We start from the raw sequence: 17577 nt of genomic DNA on the forward strand, positions 1-17577 counted from the left end.
GGGCCACGCCCCGCGACCGGAAATGACGTCCGCGTGGGTGTCCGTGCCGGTACCTAAGCTGGGGGTCCCACAGCCGTGGGAAACGAAGGAACCGGAGGCACGTCCCTTGACCACGCAGCAGATCCCCGTCGTCGTCCTGGCCGGGTTTCTCGGCGCCGGGAAGACCACGCTCCTCAACCACCTGCTGCGCAGCGCCCGGGGCACCCGTATCGGTGTCATGGTCAACGACTTCGGTGACATCGGCATCGACGCGATGCGGATCGCCGGGCAGGTCGGATCCACCGTCTCCCTCGGCAACGGCTGCCTGTGCTGCGCCGTCGACGCGAGCGAGCTCGACGAGTACCTGGAGGTGCTCACCCGGCCCGAGTCGCGGCTCGACGTGATCGTGATCGAGGCGAGCGGCCTCGCCGAGCCGCAGGAACTGGTTCGGATGGTTCTCGCCAGCGAGAACGAGCGGATCGTGTACGGCGGGCTCGTCCAGGTCGTCGACGCGGCGGAGTTCTCCGCGACGCGGGAGCGGCACCCCGAGACCGACCGGCACCTGCCGATCGCCGACCTCGTGGTCGTGAACAAGGCCGACCGGGTCTCCGGGGCCGAGCTGTCCGCCGTCCGCGAGACGGTGGGCGGTCTCGCCGGGAAGGCCGTGGTCGTCGACGCCACCCACGGGCGGATCGACCCGGAACTGCTCTTCGACCGGGTGGTCCCCGAGGGGGAGATCGAGGGACAGATGTCCATCGAGGACATCCTGTACGGGGACGGGGACGGGGACGGGGACGGGGACGGGGACGGGGACGGGGACGGCGGACCGCGGGCCCACACCCACACGTCGTACGAGACGGTCTCCCTGACCGCTGCCACCCCGCTCCACCCGCGCCGGCTGATGGCCTTCCTCGACGCGCGGCCCGAGGGCCTCTACCGGATCAAGGGCTTCGTCGACTTCGGCGCCGCCGATCCGGACAACCGCTACTCCGTGCACGCGGTCGGCCGGTTCCTGCGCTTCTACCCCGAGCGGTGGCCCGAGGGCGAGGAGCGGCTCACCCAGCTCGTCCTGATCGGCTCCGGCGTCGACGCGGCCGGCCTGCGCAAGGAGCTCGCGGAGTGTGAGCTGAACGGCCCGCAGGACGCCCCCGACGAGCACGGCATGTGGGGCGTCCTGCGGTACGTCCAGCAGACGGAGGAGGAGCCGGAGGCGCCGTAGGACGCCTCCGGTCCGGTTAGCTCGCCGGGCTCGCCAGCACGTCCACCGGGTGGGGGAGCGGGATGCCCGAGCCGTCCCGGCGGGGATCGATCTCCGGGAGTTCCACCGGGGCGCCGGTCTTCTGGGCGGCGCGGGCCGGGGTGGTGCCCGCCCAGGCCAGGATCAGGACGTCCTCGCCCTTCAGGAAGCGCTGGCAGCGGACGCCGCCGGTCGCCCGGCCCTTGCGCGGGTACTGGTCGAAGGGCGTCAGCTTCGCCGACGTACCCGCCGAGGAGTCCAGGGTGCCCGTGGAGCCCGCGACGGTGAAGACCACGGCGTCCACCGCCGGGTCGACTGCCGTGAACGAGATCACGTCGGCGCCCTCCGCCAGCTTCACGCCTGCCATGCCACCGGCCGGGCGGCCCTGGGGCCGTACCTGCGAGGCCGGGTAGCGCAGCAGCTGGGCGTCCGAGGTGATGAAGACCAGGTCCTCCTCGCCCGTCCGCAGTTCGGTCGCACCGACGATCCGGTCGCCCTCCTTGAGGGTGATGACCTCCAGCTCGTCCTTGTTCGCCGGATAGTCCGGGACCACGCGCTTCACCACGCCCTGGAGCGTGCCGATGGCGAGTCCGGGCGAGGCCTCGTCGAGCGTGGTCAGGCAGACCACGGTCTCGTCCGCCTCCAGGGACAGGAACTCCGACAGCGGTGCGCCGCCCGCCAGGTTCGGGGCGCTCGCGGTGTCCGGAAGCTGCGGCAGGTCGATCACCGCGATCCGCAGGAGCCGCCCGGTCGAGGTCACCGCGCCGACGTCACCGCGCTGGGTGGCCGCGACCGCCGACAGGATCACGTCGTGCTTGACGCGGGTCGCCTCCGGGTCGACCGCCGGAAGCTCCGCCGTCGCCGTACGGGCGAGGAGCCCGGTGGAGGAGAGCAGCACGCGGCACGGGTCGTCCGCGACCTCCAGGGAGACGGCGGCGACGGGCGCGCCCGCCGATTCGAGCAGCACCGTCCGCCGGTCCGTGGCGAACTTCTTGGCGACCGTGGCCAGTTCCGCCGAGACCAGCTTGCGCAGCTCCGCGTCGGAGTCCAGGATCCCGGTCAGCTCGTCGATCTCGCCGTTGAGCCGGTCGCTCTCGGTCTCCAGCTCGATGCGGTCGAACTTGGTGAGGCGGCGCAGCGGGGTGTCCAGGATGTACTGCGTCTGGATCTCGCTCAGCGAGAAGCGCTCGATCAGGCGCTCCTTGGCCTGCGCCGAGTTCTCGCTCTCCCGGATCAGCCGGATGACCTCGTCGATGTCGAGCAGGGCGACGAGCAGGCCCTCCACCAGGTGGAGACGGTCGCGCTTCTTGGTCCGGCGGAACTCGGAGCGGCGCCGGACGACCTCGAAGCGGTGGTCCAGGTAGACCTCCAGGAGCTCCTTGAGGCCGAGCGTCAGCGGCTGGCCGTCGACCAGCGCGACGTTGTTGATGCCGAAGGACTCCTCCATCGGCGTCAGCTTGTAGAGCTGCTCCAGGACGGCCTCGGGCACGAAGCCGTTCTTGACCTCGATGACCAGGCGCAGCCCGTGGTTGCGGTCGGTCAGGTCCTTGACGTCCGCGATGCCCTGGAGCTTCTTGGAACCGACCAGGTCCTTGATCTTGGAGATGACCTTCTCGGGGCCGACCGTGAACGGCAGCTCGGTCACCACGATGCCCTTGCGGCGGGCCGTCACCGTCTCCACGCTCGTCGTGGCGCGGATCTTGAACGAGCCGCGGCCCGACTCGTACGCGTCCTTGATGCCGGACAGGCCGACGATCCGGCCGCCGGTCGGCAGGTCGGGGCCCGGCACGAAGCGCATCAGCGTCTCGAGGTCGGCTCCCGGGTGGCGGATCAGATGGCGGGCGGCCGCGATGACCTCGCCGAGGTTGTGCGGGGGCATGTTGGTCGCCATGCCGACCGCGATGCCCGACGCGCCGTTGACCAGCAGGTTCGGGTAGGCGGCGGGCAGTGCCACCGGCTCCCGCTCCTGGCCGTCGTAGTTCGGCGCGAAGTCGACGGTGTCCTCGTCGATGGACTCGGTCATGAGCAGGGCGGCCGGGGCCATCCTCGACTCGGTGTACCGCATGGCGGCCGGCGGGTCGTCGTTGCCCAGGGAACCGAAGTTGCCGTGGCCGTCGACCAGGGGCAGGCGCATGGAGAACGGCTGCGCCATGCGGACCATCGCGTCGTAGATGGAGGCGTCGCCGTGCGGGTGCAGCTTGCCCATCACCTCGCCGACGACACGGGCGCACTTGACGAAGCCGCGGTCGGGGCGGAGCCCCATCTCGCCCATCTGGTAGACGATGCGGCGCTGGACCGGCTTCATGCCGTCACGGGCGTCCGGCAGGGCGCGCGAGTAGATCACCGAGTAGGCGTACTCGAGGAAGGAGCCCTGCATCTCGTCGACAACGTCGATGTCGAGGATTCGCTCCTCGAACGCGTCGTCCGGCGGCGGTGTCTTCGTGCTGCGGCGGGCCATCGCGGCTGCGGCTCCTTCACCAACAAGGTTGATCTGACGCGGACCATTGTGGACCGTGCCACCGACAACGCCGACCGCGACCCGGAAGAGGGACATCTCAAGGGGTCGGGAACTTCGCCAGGTGTCGGCGCGCTTGCATACAGTGGCAGGACTTTTTCACATCGCGATCGAAGGGACGTACATGCCCATGGGTCACACGGCCACGGCCGAGGCCGGCTCCGGCGGCCTGACAGCGACCGAGCACCGGTTGGCGAACGGCCTGCGCGTGGTGCTCTCGGAGGACCACCTGACCCCGGTCGCCGCGGTCTGCCTCTGGTACGACGTCGGCTCGCGTCACGAGGTCCCGGGCCGCACGGGCCTCGCCCACCTCTTCGAGCACCTGATGTTCCAGGGCTCGAAGCAGGTCCACGGGAACGGGCACTTCGAGCTCGTGCAGGGCGCCGGCGGCTCGCTCAACGGCACGACGAGCTTCGAGCGCACCAACTACTTCGAGACCATGCCCACGCACCAGCTGGAGCTCGCGCTCTGGCTGGAGGCCGACCGCATGGGCTCGCTGCTGGCCGCCCTGGACGACGAGTCCATGGAGAACCAGCGGGACGTCGTCAAGAACGAGCGCCGCCAGCGCTACGACAACGTGCCCTACGGCACGGCCTTCGAGAAGCTGACCGCCCTCGCCTACCCGGAGGGCCACCCGTACCACCACACGCCGATCGGCTCCATGGCCGACCTGGACGCGGCCACCCTGGAGGACGCGCGGAACTTCTTCCGCACGTACTACGCCCCGAACAACGCGGTGCTGTCGGTCGTCGGCGACATCGACCCGGAGGAGACCCTCGCCTGGGTCGAGAAGTACTTCGGCTCCATCCCCGGCCACGACGGCAAGCCCGAACCGCGCCCCGGCGACCTCCCCGGCGTCATCGGAGAGCAGCTGCGCGAGGTCGTCGAGGAGGAGGTCCCGGCCCGCGCGCTGATGGCCGCCTACCGGCTGCCGCACGACGGCACGCGCGAGTGCGACGCCGCCGACCTGGCCCTGACGGTCCTGGGCGGTGGCGAGTCCTCCCGGCTCCACAACCGCCTGGTCCGCCGCGACCGCACGGCCGTCGCCGCCGGCTTCGGCCTGCTGCGGCTCGCCGGCGCGCCCTCGTTGGGCTGGCTGGACGTCAAGACCTCCGGAGGCGTCGAGGTCCCGCAGATCGAGGCGGCCGTCGACGAGGAGCTCGCCCGGTTCGCCGCCGAGGGCCCCACGCCCGAGGAGATGGAGCGCGCGCAGGCCCAGTTGGAGCGCGAGTGGCTCGACCGGCTCGGCACCGTGGCGGGCCGCGCCGACGAACTGTGCCGGTTCGCCGTGCTGTTCGGCGACCCGCAGCTCGCCCTCAGCGCCGTCGACCGGGTCCTGGACATCACCGCGGAGGAGGTGCGGGCGGCCGCCGCGGCCAAGCTGCGCCCCGACAACCGCGCGGTGCTGGTCTACGAGCCCCTGGCGACCGAGCAGGGCGACGACGCCGACGGCGATGACGAGGAAGAGGGAGCGGACCAGTGACCGACGCCGCCGCGTCTTTGACGAGCATGGACTTCCACCCGCAGCCGGCGCCCGGCGTCGCCAGGCCCTGGGCCTTCCCGGCCCCGGACCGCGGCGCCTTGGACAACGGTCTGACGGTGCTGACCAGTCACCGCCCCGGCCAGCAGGTCGTGGCCGTGGAGATCTTCCTGCCGGCCCCGCTGGACGCCGAGCCCGCGGGTCTCGACGGTGTCGCCACCATCATGGCCCGCGCGCTCTCCGAGGGCACGGACAAGCACACGGCCGAGGAGTTCGCGGCCGAGCTGGAGCGCTGCGGCGCCACGCTGGACGCGCACGCCGACCACCCGGGCGTACGGGTCTCCCTGGAGGTTCCCGTCTCCCGGCTGCCCAAGGCGCTCGGTCTGGTCTCCGAGGCCCTGATCGCACCGGCGTTCCTCGAGACCGAGGTCGAGCGCCTGGTGCGCAACCGCCTCGACGAGATCCCGCACGAGACGGCCAACCCGGCCCGCCGCGCGGCCAAGCAGCTCTCCAAGGAGCTGTTCCCGGCCGAGGCCCGGATGTCCCGGCCGCGTCAGGGCACCGAGGAGACCGTCGCGGCGATCGACGCCGCCGCGGTCCGCGCCTTCTACGAGGCGTACGTCCGGCCCGCCACGGCCACCGCCGTGGTCGTCGGCGACCTCACCGGGGTCGACCTGGACAAGGTCCTCGCCGAGACCCTGGGCGCCTGGACCGGCGAGCCGGCCGAGCCGCTCCCGATGCCGCCGATCACCGCGGACGACACCGGACGGGTCGTCATCGTGGACCGTCCCGGCGCCGTCCAGACCCAGTTGCTGATCGGCCGGATCGGCGCCGACCGGCACGACAGCGTCTGGGCGGCCCAGGTCCTGGGCACGTACTGCCTCGGTGGCACCCTCACCTCGCGGCTCGACCGGGTCCTGCGCGAGGAGAAGGGCTACACGTACGGCGTGCGGGCCTTCGGGCAGGTGCTCCGCTCCGACGGCAAGGGGAACGGCGCCGCGATGCTCGCCATCAGCGGTTCGATCGACACGCCCAACACCGGCCCGGCTCTTGACGATCTGTGGAAGGTGCTGCGGACGCTGGCAGCCGAAGGCCTCACGGACGCCGAGCGCGAGACGGCCGTGCAGAACCTGGTGGGGGTCGCGCCGCTCAAGTACGAGACGGCCGCATCCGTCGCCGGGACGCTCGCCGACCAGCTAGAGCAGCACCTCCCGGACGACTACCAGGCCCAGTTGTACGCGCGCCTGGCGGAGACCGGCACGGTCGAGGCGACCGCGGCCGTGGTCAGCGCCTTCCCCGTGGACCGGCTCGTCACCGTGCTCGTGGGTGACGCGACGCAGATCGCGGATCCGGTGCGCGCGCTCGGCATCGGTGAAGTGACCGTCGTGACGGGCTGATTCAGGCCTCTGACGGCTCCTGGCACGACAAGAGAGGGCCCCGACGGCATAGTTCGTCGGGGTCCTCCCCTTTGTCCGTATTGAGGGCAAGGGTGTTTGTATGACCTGTGGCATGTCTTACAAAAGGTGTGTCTGGTTGGTGATTGAAAGACGATCCGCATAGCGTCGGGGCGGCTGTTCGTCAGTTGCACGTGCCGCAGCCGCGGCATCGGACAGTCATCGCCGAGTCCCCGTCAGGCGCGAGCCTGGGGAGCCGGGGACCCACACGTAGTCCCTGGGGTGAATCGGGCGCCTTCGTCTCGTACGGAGGGGCTCGTAGGAGACCTTCCTGCTCCGAACCCGTCAGCTAACCCGGTAGGCGAGAAGGAAGGAAAGGATCAGCCCCTACATGGCGTTCACCCGTGCCACCGGGAAGCATCGTGGTCCGAGCCGGATGGCGCGCCGCAGCGTGGGCATCGCCGGCGCAGCGACGCTCGCCGGCGCCGGAGTCATCGGAACCCTCGCCTCCCCGGCGCTCGCCGCCGACACGGACAACCGCTCCGTCGAGGACACCGGCCTCATCAAGGTGATCACCGAGGACTCCCTCGCGGAGCGGATCGACGCCCAGGCCGCCGCCCAGGAGCAGGAGGCCTTCGAGGTCGCCGCCAAGGCGAAGGCCAAGGCCGAGGCGAAGCGCAAGGCCGAGGCCCGCGCCAAGGAGATCCGCGAGGCCGAGCAGCGCGCCGCCCGTGAGGCCGAGCGCCGCCGCCTGAACTCCTTCCAGCTCCCCGTCGAGGGCACGTACGTGTCCACCGGCTACCAGACCAGCGGCTCGCTCTGGTCCTCCGGCAGCCACTCCGGCATCGACTTCCACGCCTCCTACGGCAGCAGCGTCGTCTCCGTCGGCTCCGGCACCGTCGTCGAGGCCGGCTGGGGCGGCGCGTACGGCAACAACATCGTCATCCGGATGAACGACGGCACGTACACCCAGTACGGTCACCTCTCCTCCATCGGCGTCTACGTCGGCCAGAGCGTCGAGCCGGGCCAGCGGATCGGCATCTCGGGCTCGTCCGGCAACTCGACCGGCCCGCACCTTCACTTCGAGGCGCGTACGACCTCCGAGTACGGCTCCGACGTCAACCCGATCTCGTACCTGCGCGCCCGCGGCGTCAACGTCTGACCCGGACGTCCGTCGCGCACCCGCGTCGCGCCGTACCGCAGCGCATCGCAAAAGCCCCGGCTCGTACTGAGCCGGGGCTTTTCGTCGGTCGCAAGACATTCATATTCCGCTGGGGCATCGGAAATTCCGGCGCACTGCAATAGAGTCGCAGATCGGGCGCAGAACAGGCGCCGCTCGAATTGACTCGCGCAGACCAAGGCGGAGGTCGGACATGCGCATTCCCGCGCACTCGGTATGCACGGCGATCCGGGACGACATCGTCTCCGGCGTCTTCGAGCGCGGCAGCCGGCTGACCGAGGAACAGCTCGCCCGGCGGTACGGGGTCTCCCGCGTCCCGGTCCGTGAGGCGCTGCGCACCCTGGAGTCCGAGGGCTTCGTCGTCACCCGCCGTCACGCCGGCGCGCATGTCGCGGAGCCCACCGAGCAGGAGGCGGCCGATCTGCTCGACATGCGGGCGCTGCTCGAACCCCTGGGGGCCGCACGCGCGGCCCAGCGGCGCACGGAGGCGCACCTCAAGGTGCTGCGGGGCCTGGTCAGGCTGGGGCAGGAGCGGGCCAGGCGCGGCCAGGGCGAGGATCTGCGCTCACTCGGCGGCTGGTTCCACGAGACGCTCGCGCAGGCCTCCGGCAGCCCGGCCCTGACGGCGCTGCTGACCCAGCTGCGGCACAAGATCGCCTGGATGTACGCCGTCGAGCAGCCCGAACGGCCGGTGGACGCGTGGGCCGAGCACGGCGCGATCGTGGACGCCGTGGCGCGCGGTGACGCCGAGCGGGCACGGGCGCTGACCGCGTTGCACGCGGAGCGCTCGCAATCGCTGCACCGCCTCAAAAGGCCGGACCGCGGCCGTGTGAGGGTTTCGCAACATGCAGTCAACACGGCGAGTGCCCGGAATTAACGTGCGCACCGTATACAAAGAATAGGAATTCGGCGGCGTCGTTCCGTGCTGCCCAAAAAGAGGGTCGGTGGAAAAGCGAAAGGCCGTGACCGCCGGAATTCCGGCAGTCACGGCCTTTGGTCGTGCGGGGGGGGGAGACCCGGATCAGACGGTCTCGGGAAGCTCGTCGAGACCCTCGGCGACCAGCTTCGCCAGGCGGTCCAGAGCGGCCTCGGCGCCGTCGGCCTCCGAAGCGAGGACGATCTCCTCGCCGCCCTGCGCGCCCAGGCCGAGCACCGCGAGCATGGAGGCGGCGTTCACCGGGGTGCCGTCGGACTTGGCGATCGTCACCGGAACGCCGGAAGCCGTGGCGGCACGGACGAAGATGGACGCGGGGCGGGCGTGCAGGCCCTCGGCCCAGCCGACGTTGACGCGGCGCTCAGCCATGGTGTTGCCCTTCAAGTCTCAAGCGGGTTGTCTAGACCAGTCTCTCACGGGATGCTGCGTGCTCGCGCCGACCTTCGGCCCGGATCGGACCGCCGTTCGGCCCTCCCTCGCCGCGCCCGGCGTCCTCCCCACCTTGCACGGCGCACCCCCGCAGCGCGAGCGATGCCACCGCCGTGTCGCGGTCGTAGGCTGACCCCATGCAGAGCGCGTCGGAGCAGTCGGAAGCGGCGGACCAACCGGCACCATCGGCGCGTCCGGAGTCATCGGAGCGGGCGCCGGACCACGACTACCCCGACCACTGGGAAGCCGACGTGGTGCTCCGGGACGGCGGCACCGCGCGCATCCGGCCCATCACGGCCGACGACGCCGAGCGCCTCGTCAGCTTCTACGAGCAGGTCTCGGACGAGTCGAAGTACTACCGCTTCTTCGCCCCCTACCCGCGGCTCTCCGCCAAGGACGTCCACCGCTTCACCCACCACGACTTCGTGGACCGGGTCGGACTCGCGGCGACCGTGGGCGGCGAGTTCATCGCCACCGTGCGCTACGACCGCATCAACGACCGTGGACTGCCCGCCTCGGCCCCGGCCGACGAGGCCGAGGTCGCCTTCCTCGTCCAGGACGCCCACCAGGGGCGCGGAGTCGCCTCCGCCCTGCTCGAACACATCGCGGCGGTCGCGCGCGAGCGGGACATCCGGCGGTTCGCCGCCGAGGTCCTCCCCGCCAACACCAAGATGATCAAGGTCTTCACCGACGCGGGCTACACGCAGAAGCGCAGCTTCGAGGACGGGTCCGTACGGCTCCACCTCGACCTCGAACCCACCGACCGCTCCCTCGCCGTCCAGCGCGCGCGGGAGCAGCGGGCCGAGGCCCGCTCCGTACAGCGCCTCCTCACCCCCCGGTCCGTCGCCGTCATCGGCGCCGGACGGGCACCGGGCGGCGTCGGCCGGACCGTCCTGCGCAACCTCCTCGGGGCCGGGTACAGCGGGCGCGTGTACGCGGTCAACGCGGCGCTCGCGGACCACGGCGACGGGGTCGTCGAGCTCGACGGCGTACCCGCGCACCCCTCGGTCGCCGCCATCGGCGGGCCCGTCGACCTCGCGATCGTCGCCGTCCCCGCCGAACGGGTGCCGGAGGTCGTCGCCGACTGCGGCGAACACGGTGTCCAGGGCCTCGTCGTCCTCTCCGCCGGATACGCCGAGAGCGGGGCCGCCGGCCGCGAGCGGCAGCGTCAGCTCGTACGGCAGGCCCGCTCGTACGGCATGCGGATCATCGGACCCAACGCCTTCGGCATCATCAACACCGCCGCCGACGTCCGGCTCAACGCCTCCCTCGCCCCGCAGATGCCGGCCGCCGGACGGATCGGGCTCTTCACCCAGTCCGGCGCGATCGGCATCGCCCTCCTCGCCGGACTGCACCGGCGGGGCGCCGGGCTCTCCTCCTTCATCTCCGCCGGCAACCGCGCCGACGTCTCCGGCAACGACTTCCTCCAGCACTGGTACGACGACCCCGGAACCGACGTCGTCCTCCTCTACCTGGAGTCGATCGGCAACCCCCGGAAGTTCACCCGGCTCGCCCGCCGCACCGCCGCCGTCAAGCCGGTCGTCGTCGTCAAGGGCGCCCGGCACAGCGGCAGCGCCCCGCCCGGCCACCGGGTGCCCGTCACCCGCATCCCGCACGCCACGGTTTCCGCGCTGCTCCGCCAGGCCGGTGTCATCCGCGTCGACACCGTCACCGAACTCGTCGACGCCGGACTGCTGCTCGCCGCCCAGCCGCTGCCCGCGGGGCCCCGGGTCGCGATCCTCGGCAACTCCGAGTCCCTCGGCCTCCTCACGTACGACGCCTGCCTGACGGAGGGGCTCCGCCCGCTCCGGCCCCTCGACCTCACGACCGCGGCGGAGCCCGCGGACTTCCGGGACGCCCTCGCGGCGGCGCTCGCGGACGAGACCTCCGACGCGGTCGTCGTGAACGCGATCCCCTGGGTCGGGGAGAACGGTGCCACCGAGTTCGGCGACGGCGAGGTGCTCGCGGCCTCCCTCCGCGAGGCCGTCGCCGCCGCCCCGACCCCGACCAAGCCGGTCGTCGTCGTCCACGTCGAGATGGGCGGCCTCGCGGAGGCCCTCGCGGTCGCCACGAGCACACGACCGGCGGCGCCGGGTCGGGGCGCCGCCACCTCGGGCCCCCGGCAGACCGGAACGCCCACCGGGCCCGGCCCGGACCTGGCGCCCCCGGGCGTCGGGCGCCCGAGCGGACCCGGCTCCGCCCCGGCCGCGGGCGGCCCGAACCCGGCCGCGCCCGGAGCAGGCGTGACCCCGCCCGGAACAGGACCGGTCGCGTCCGCCCCCGGCCAGGCCACTCCCGGAACCGGTCAGGCCGCCCCTGCCCCCGCCCCCGTCGACGCCCAGCCCGCCACCATCCCCGCCTACCCCGCCGCCGAGCGGGCCGTGCGAGCGCTCGCCGAGGCCGTGCGATACGGGCAGTGGCGTCGGCAGGCCGCCGAACCCGGGCGGGTGCCCGAGTACGAGGACATCGACGAGGCCGGGGCCGCCGCCCTCATCGAGCGGGTCCTCGGCGGCGGCGAAGCCGACCCCAGGGGTGTGACCCTCGACACCGCGCAGGCCGGGGAGCTGCTCGCGCGGTACGGCATCACCGTGCTGCCGACCCTGCCCGCGCCCACCCCCGACGCCGCCGTCGCGGCCGCCGCCCGCCTCGGCTACCCGGTCGCCCTCAAGACGACCGCGCCCCACCTCCGGCACCGCCCCGACCTCGGCGGCGTACGGCTCGACCTGGCGTCCGAGGAGCAGCTGCGCACGGCCTACGCCGAGCTGACCGAGGTCCTCGGCAAGCCCGAGGAGCTCCAGCCGGTGGTCCAGGCGATGGTTCCCCGGGGCGTCGACACCGTCGTCCGCTCCGCCATCGACCCGGCCGTCGGCGCCGTCCTCTCCTTCGGACTCGCGGGCGCCGCGTCCGAGCTGCTCGGCGACACGGCCCACCGCCTCGTCCCGGCCACCGACCGGGACGTCGCCGAACTGGTCCGTTCCCTCCGCACCGCCCCGCTGCTCTTCGGCTGGCGCGGCTCCGCCCCCGTCGACACCCCCGCCCTGGAGGAGGTCCTGCTCCGGGTGTCCCGGCTCGTCGACGACCACCCCGAAGTGGTGGCCGTCTCCCTCGAGCCGGTGGTCGTGGCACCGCGCGGACTCTCCGTCCTCGGTGCCACCGTCCGACTGGCCCCGCCGGCGCCCCGTACCGACCTCGGGCCGCGCAGCCTGCCGAGTTACTGAAGGGCCCGAGGGGGGCCCACGGCCCCGTAGACACCTCAGGCGGTTAGGAAGTCAAGTTCGCCGCGCTGAGTCCGTGTGTAGCGTGTCGATCTGTTCGAGAGCGAGCGGGGGTGGATGGTGTCTGGCGGACCGTGGGCGGGTGACGCCCGATCATGGTCAGGCTGCCAGGTCTACGATCCTCGCGAAGGGGGTGGCGCTATGGAGGACGTCTTCGACACGAGCGGGAGCCCGCCGAACGGTTGGATGCACGCCGTCTTCCACGGGGGTCCGTATGGGGATGACGTCGGGCGATGCATTCCTGGGCCTCCCGCGCCGGAGGTTTTCAAGGTGCCGCTGCCTGCGGGCGGCGAGCACGTGTATCGGCTGTGGAATGTGGGGTCGTGGTCGGATCCGGATGACTCCATCGCTGTCTACAACCCCGACGTGCCGCCCGCACCTCCCGGGCTCCTGACAGCTCAGGAAGGGATCTGGCTCAGGGACGTGCAGCGTCGACGCGGGGAAGATCCGGTCAGGCTCGTCGCGATGAACTCCAGCGGGAACATGGTGAAGCGACCCACCGAGCTCGCGATAGGCGCCATGCTCGCCGAGCTGCGGCGCAGCGGGAACGAGCACATGGTCCTGCAACGGCTGGACGACGAGCTTGAAGGAGACTGGTTCATCCAGGTCCTGCTGCGCGACGACAACACGTACGAACTGGAGTATCGCGCCGGCAGCGAGTCGGAGCACTACCAGACGCGCACGGTCTCCCAGGACATGGTTCGCGACACGCTGCTCGGCTGGGCTGCCGACAAGCCCAACTGGCGGAGCGGGCTGATGTGGAACAAGGTCGGCCACGACTTCCAGATCCCCACCTAAGATCGCCCAGGCAGCTCCTAAGCAGCCGCCACCAGGGCAGGCGGAGGTGGGAAGGCAACGGCCTCATCGAAGTGGCGGTCGTGTTGGAGGCAGTGGTAGAGCTGTCCGATCATGCGGTTGAAGAGGTTGCGCTGGGCTGAGGCATGCCAGTCTCCGTGGTCGCGACGGCGCCGGTAGTGGATCTTCGCGCCGGGTGAGGCGGTGATCGAGGAGAAGGCCCAGAGGTAGCCGACGGCGTTGAGCCGGTCGTTCTTCACCCACCGTCTGGTGATGGACGACTTCTTGCCGGAGGCCCGGGTGATCGGTGAGGAGCCGGCGTATGCCTTCAGGCCGCGGGCGTCGGCGAACCGGGTGCGGTCGTCTCCGATCTCGGCGAGCACCCGGGCGCCGAGCTGGGTGCCGAGGCCGGGGAAGCTGAGGATGATCTCAGCGTCCGGGTGCTGAGGGAACGCTTCCTCGACTGCCTCGGCGAGCTGATCGGCGGCAGTGCAGGCGGCCTCCAGCTGGATGAGGAGGGCAAGCATCTGGTTGCCGAGCGCGTCTTCAACGAGAGCGGCTTGGTGGGCCCAGTCGGCCCGGAAGACCTCGCGGAGCCGTTCGGCCTCGGCCTCGATCCCGCGCTGGCGGCCAGCCCGTTTGAGCGCGGCCTGGAGCTGGGCGCGGGTCAGTCGAGCGGCACGGGTCGGGGTGGGGGCGGCCTTGAGGATCTCGTGGGCTTCGCGCCGGCACAGGCCGTTGCGCCAGGGCTCGAAGGCGGCCAGGGCGGAGGGGTAGTACTCGCGCAGCAGGGAGCGGAGCTGGTTGGAGATCTGCTGGCGGTTCCAGGTGGCGTCCTGCTGGGCGCGGGCGAGGACGGCGACGGCTCGGGCGAGGTCGGAGTCGTCGGGCAGGGGCCGGTGGGCGTGCATGTCGGTGCGGAGGATGTTGGCCAGGACCAATGCGTCGCCGGGGTCGGACTTCTTGCGAGAGACGGAGTGGCGGTCGCGGTAGCGGGCGGCGGCCATCGGGTTGATCGCGAAGACCTGCCGGCTGCCGGTCCGCAGCACGGCGACGAGCAGGCCGCGGGAGGTTTCGATGGCGACCGGGATCGGGTTTTCGGCGGTGTCGCCGTACTCGGCGAGCAGGTCGAGCAGGATCTTGTAGCCAGTGGCGTCGTCGGTGATGTGGCGCTTGGCCAGGAGCTGGCCGGTGTCGTCGACGAGGGCGACGTCGTGTGTCTTCTCCGCCCAGTCGATGCCGCAGTAGATCAAGGTCCCTCCCCAAACTGCTGTGTGTTTGTGCCGGTCACGAGCTCGTGCGGAACCACGCAGCGACCTAATCCCAGGACTCGGCGCGAGGGCCCGGTCCGCCACCTCAGTAGCTGTTCGTGGCACCAGCTCACCCCACGGGCCTCGGTCTATGCGGGAGCTCGGACGGCTCGGGCATGTCGAGAGGTCACCGTGTGGCGGGCTCGCACCACCAACACCAACGAGTGATCAAGGTGCTCGGTGTTGATTCCTCAAGGCGCCACGGGCCGCCGACCCCCAGGCGCCCACGGCGAGTCCGCAACGAGCGTTGTCGTGGCGGCCGCGAGGACGTCGGACGTCGCCGCTCTGAGGGGAGGCATCCATGACCTGGACGGGTGTAGGCGTCCGTCCGGCGCCCACGCAGCCGCCACCACAACGAGCACCAGGACCGGCCACCGATCTACGGGAAGGCCTCACCGGCCCGGATGGAGTCAGATGTCACAGCCCCGGCGCTCTCGAACGGCCCGGCCCCCTTCACAATCGGCCAAGCCGTCCCTACATACGGATTAGGATGGAGTCCATGGCGAAGACCGGTACGACGACCCAGGGGCTGCGCGCGGCGATCGAGCGCAGCGGCTACTACCCGGCCCTCGTGGCCGAGGCGGTGGAGGCCGCCGTCGGCGGCGAGGCCGTCGCGTCGTACGTGGTGCACCAGGAGACCACCTTCGACGCCAACGAGGTCCGGCGCCACGTCACCGTCCTCGTCCTGACGCCGCACCGCTTCATCGTCAGCCACACCGACGAGCAGGCCGCCGACACCAGCTCCCCGACGCCGTACGCCACGACGTCCACCGAGTCCGTGAAGCTCGACCGGATCTCGTCCGTCGTGGTGAGCCGTGTGGTCGCCAATCCGGAGTCGTACACGCCGGGCACGCTGCCCCGTGAGGTGGTCCTCACCATCGGCTGGGGTGCCGTCTCCCGGATCGACCTGGAGCCCGCCGCCTGCGGCGACGCCAACTGCGACGCCGACCACGGCTACACCGGCAACGCCACCGCGGACGACCTCAGCCTCCGGGTGAGCGAGGCCGGGGACGGCCCGGACACCGTCCGGCAGACCCTCGTCTTCGCCCAGGCCCTCTCCGAAGCCATCGCGGCCACCGCCGCCCCCACCCGCTGATGGTGCAGCCGACCGCCGTGACCCACGGCTGGCCCGACGACCCGGTCCCGCTCGCCCCGGAGGCCGCGCCGGTCCCCGAGTACACCTACGGCTCCCTCGGCGACGTGCTGCCGACGCTGGTCGCCGGTCAGGACGTGCCCGGATTCGCGCCGCGGATCGCCGAGCTGGCCCCGGCCGACCGGAACTGCCTGTTCCTGATCGACGGGCTCGGCTGGGAGCAGATCAGGAACCACCCGGACGAGGCCCCCTACCTGACCTCGCTCCTCGGCTCCTCGCGCGGTGGCACGGGCCGGCCGATCACCGCCGGATTCCCCGCCACGACGGCGACCTCGCTGGCCTCCGTCGGCACCGGCCGCTACCCCGGCACGCACGGGCTGCCCGGCTACACCGTGCGCAACCCCGACACCGGCGAGCTGATGAACCAGCTGCGCTGGAAGCCGTGGACCTCGCCGCGGGTCTGGCAGCCGTATCCCACCGTCTTCCAGCTCGCCCACGAGGCCGGGATCCACACCGCCCAGGTGTCCTCCCCGATCTTCGAGCAGACCCCGCTCACCAAGGTCGCGCTCAGCGGCGGAAAGTTTCACGGGCGGCTCTCCGGCGAGGAGCGCATGGACTTCGCCGCCGAGCAGCTCGCCGCCGGTGACCGCTCGCTGGTCTACACGTACTACAGCGAACTCGACGGAGCCGGACACCGCTTCGGCATCGACTCCGACGCCTGGCGCGGCCAGCTGATGTTCGTCGACCGGCTGGTACAGCGGCTCGCCGAGCAGCTGCCGCCCCGCTCGGCGCTGTACGTCACCGCCGACCACGGCATGGTCGACATCCCCTTCGACGAGCAGCACCGCATCGACTTCGACGAGGACTGGGAGCTGCGCGCGGGCGTCGCCCTCCTCGGCGGCGAGGGGCGTGCCCGGCACGTCTACGCCGTGCCCGGCGCCGAGGCGGACGTCCTCACCTGCTGGCGAGAGGTGATCGGCGAGCAGTTCTGGGTGGCGAGCCGCGACGAGGCCATCTCGCTCGGCTGGTTCGGCGACGAGGTCGACGAGCGCGTGTACGGCCGGATCGGCGACGTCGTCGCCGCGGCTCACGACGACGTGGCGATCACCGCCTCCGTCAACGAGCCCCACGAGTCCGCGATGGTCGGCATGCACGGGTCCATGGCCCCCGCGGAGCAGCTCGTCCCGCTGCTCGAAGTCCGCTCCTGAACCGTTCCCGCCCCGGAAGTCCTTCCCCCCCTCCACGACCTGAAAGGTCCCCGTCCCGTCATGCCCGAGCTGGTCTTCTTCTCCGGAACCATGGATTGCGGGAAGAGCACCCTGGCGCTCCAGATCGCCCACAACCGCGACGCGCGGGGGCTGCAGGGCGTGATCTTCACCCGTGACGACCGGGCGGGCGAGGGTAAGCTCTCCTCCCGGCTCGGCCTGGTGACGGAGGCCGTCGAGGCTCCGCAGGGCATGGATCTGTACGCGTACCTCGTCGCCCAGCTCTCCCAGGGCGGCAAAGCCGACTACGTGATCGTGGACGAGGCGCAGTTCCTCGCCCCGGAGCAGATCGACCAGCTCGCCCGGGTCGTCGACGACCTCGGCCTCGATGTCTTCGCCTTCGGCATCACCACCGACTTCCGGACCAGGCTCTTCCCCGGCTCGCAGCGGCTGATCGAGCTGGCGGACCGCATCGAGCAGCTCCAGGTCGAGGCGCTGTGCTGGTGCGGAGCCCGCGCCACGCACAACGCCCGCACGGTGGGCGGCGAGATGGTCGTCGAGGGCGAGCAGGTCGTCGTCGGCGATGTGAACCGGCCGGCCGAGGAGATCGGTTACGAGGTGCTCTGCCGACGCCATCACCGGCGCCGGATGACCTCGGCCTCGGCCCACGCGGGGGCTCTCTCCCCCGACGTGCTGCCGGTCAACGGCTGATCCGCTCGCGGATCCGGTCCCCACGGCGGGACCGGAGCGG

The 17577-nt window shown here is 71.5% G+C and carries 13 protein-coding genes and 1 riboswitch; of the genes, 10 read left to right on the forward strand and 3 right to left on the reverse strand.

What is annotated here, in order from left to right:
• Nucleotides 1-106: 106 nt before the first annotated feature.
• Entirely contained in the window at nucleotides 107-1198 is a 1092-nt protein-coding gene (locus tag OG514_RS22675; RefSeq protein WP_266897551.1) for a GTP-binding protein, read from the forward strand.
• 16 nt (nucleotides 1199-1214) lie between these two features.
• Here OG514_RS22675 and OG514_RS22680 read toward each other — a convergent pair whose 3' ends face one another.
• Nucleotides 1215-3674, reverse strand: coding sequence for a DNA topoisomerase (ATP-hydrolyzing) subunit A (locus tag OG514_RS22680; RefSeq protein ID WP_266897553.1), 2460 nt, complete (start codon nucleotides 3672-3674; stop codon nucleotides 1215-1217).
• A 181-nt stretch (nucleotides 3675-3855) separates the two neighbouring features.
• Here OG514_RS22680 and OG514_RS22685 point away from each other — a divergent pair, with 181 nt between their 5' ends.
• The 4 genes from OG514_RS22685 (at nucleotide 3856) to OG514_RS22700 (ending at nucleotide 8662) form a co-directional block, all read left to right on the forward strand.
• Nucleotides 3856-5214, forward strand: a complete 1359-nt coding sequence (locus tag OG514_RS22685; RefSeq protein ID WP_266897554.1) for a pitrilysin family protein — start codon at nucleotides 3856-3858, stop codon at nucleotides 5212-5214.
• Nucleotides 5215-5240: 26 nt separating this feature from the next.
• Nucleotides 5241-6608, forward strand: coding sequence for a pitrilysin family protein (locus tag OG514_RS22690; RefSeq protein ID WP_266900930.1), 1368 nt, complete (start codon nucleotides 5241-5243; stop codon nucleotides 6606-6608).
• 210 nt (nucleotides 6609-6818) lie between these two features.
• Nucleotides 6819-6984: riboswitch (cyclic di-AMP (ydaO/yuaA leader) on the forward strand.
• 12 nt (nucleotides 6985-6996) lie between these two features.
• On the forward strand, nucleotides 6997-7767 hold the full coding sequence (locus OG514_RS22695; RefSeq protein WP_266897556.1) for a M23 family metallopeptidase: 771 nt from the start codon (nucleotides 6997-6999) through the stop codon (nucleotides 7765-7767).
• 211 nt (nucleotides 7768-7978) lie between these two features.
• Nucleotides 7979-8662: a GntR family transcriptional regulator gene (locus OG514_RS22700; RefSeq protein WP_266897558.1), complete on the forward strand. Its 684-nt coding sequence runs from the start codon at nucleotides 7979-7981 to the stop codon at nucleotides 8660-8662.
• A 144-nt stretch (nucleotides 8663-8806) separates the two neighbouring features.
• On the opposite strand, the gene OG514_RS22705 is transcribed toward OG514_RS22700, so the two are convergent.
• A complete protein-coding gene (locus OG514_RS22705) occupies nucleotides 8807-9088 on the reverse strand; it encodes an HPr family phosphocarrier protein (RefSeq protein ID WP_015036698.1) in 282 nt (93 codons plus the stop codon).
• Between the two features lie 197 nt (nucleotides 9089-9285).
• Between OG514_RS22705 and OG514_RS22710 the strand changes: the two genes are divergently transcribed.
• On the forward strand, nucleotides 9286-12366 hold the full coding sequence (locus OG514_RS22710; RefSeq protein WP_266897567.1) for a GNAT family N-acetyltransferase: 3081 nt from the start codon (nucleotides 9286-9288) through the stop codon (nucleotides 12364-12366).
• Between the two features lie 522 nt (nucleotides 12367-12888).
• Nucleotides 12889-13221, forward strand: a complete 333-nt coding sequence (locus tag OG514_RS22715; protein WP_266897569.1) for a hypothetical protein — start codon at nucleotides 12889-12891, stop codon at nucleotides 13219-13221.
• 17 nt (nucleotides 13222-13238) lie between these two features.
• On the opposite strand, the gene OG514_RS22720 is transcribed toward OG514_RS22715, so the two are convergent.
• A complete protein-coding gene (locus OG514_RS22720; protein ID WP_266897571.1) occupies nucleotides 13239-14471 on the reverse strand; it encodes an IS110 family transposase in 1233 nt (410 codons plus the stop codon).
• A 556-nt stretch (nucleotides 14472-15027) separates the two neighbouring features.
• On the opposite strand from OG514_RS22720, the gene OG514_RS22725 reads away from it, so the two are divergent.
• Genes OG514_RS22725 through OG514_RS22735 form a run of 3 tightly spaced genes read left to right on the forward strand, consistent with a single transcriptional unit; the run spans nucleotide 15028 to nucleotide 17537 of the window.
• Entirely contained in the window at nucleotides 15028-15624 is a 597-nt protein-coding gene (locus OG514_RS22725; RefSeq protein WP_030325407.1) for a DUF5998 family protein, read from the forward strand.
• Entirely contained in the window at nucleotides 15624-16829 is a 1206-nt protein-coding gene (locus tag OG514_RS22730) for an alkaline phosphatase family protein (protein WP_266897574.1), read from the forward strand. Before OG514_RS22725 ends, OG514_RS22730 begins: the two co-directional genes overlap by 1 nt.
• 60 nt (nucleotides 16830-16889) lie before the next feature.
• Entirely contained in the window at nucleotides 16890-17537 is a 648-nt protein-coding gene (locus OG514_RS22735) for a thymidine kinase (protein WP_266897576.1), read from the forward strand.
• Nucleotides 17538-17577 lie beyond the last annotated feature (40 nt).

The sequence above is a fragment of the Streptomyces sp. NBC_00572 genome, from assembly GCF_026341815.1.
GTDB lineage: Bacteria > Actinomycetota > Actinomycetes > Streptomycetales > Streptomycetaceae > Streptomyces.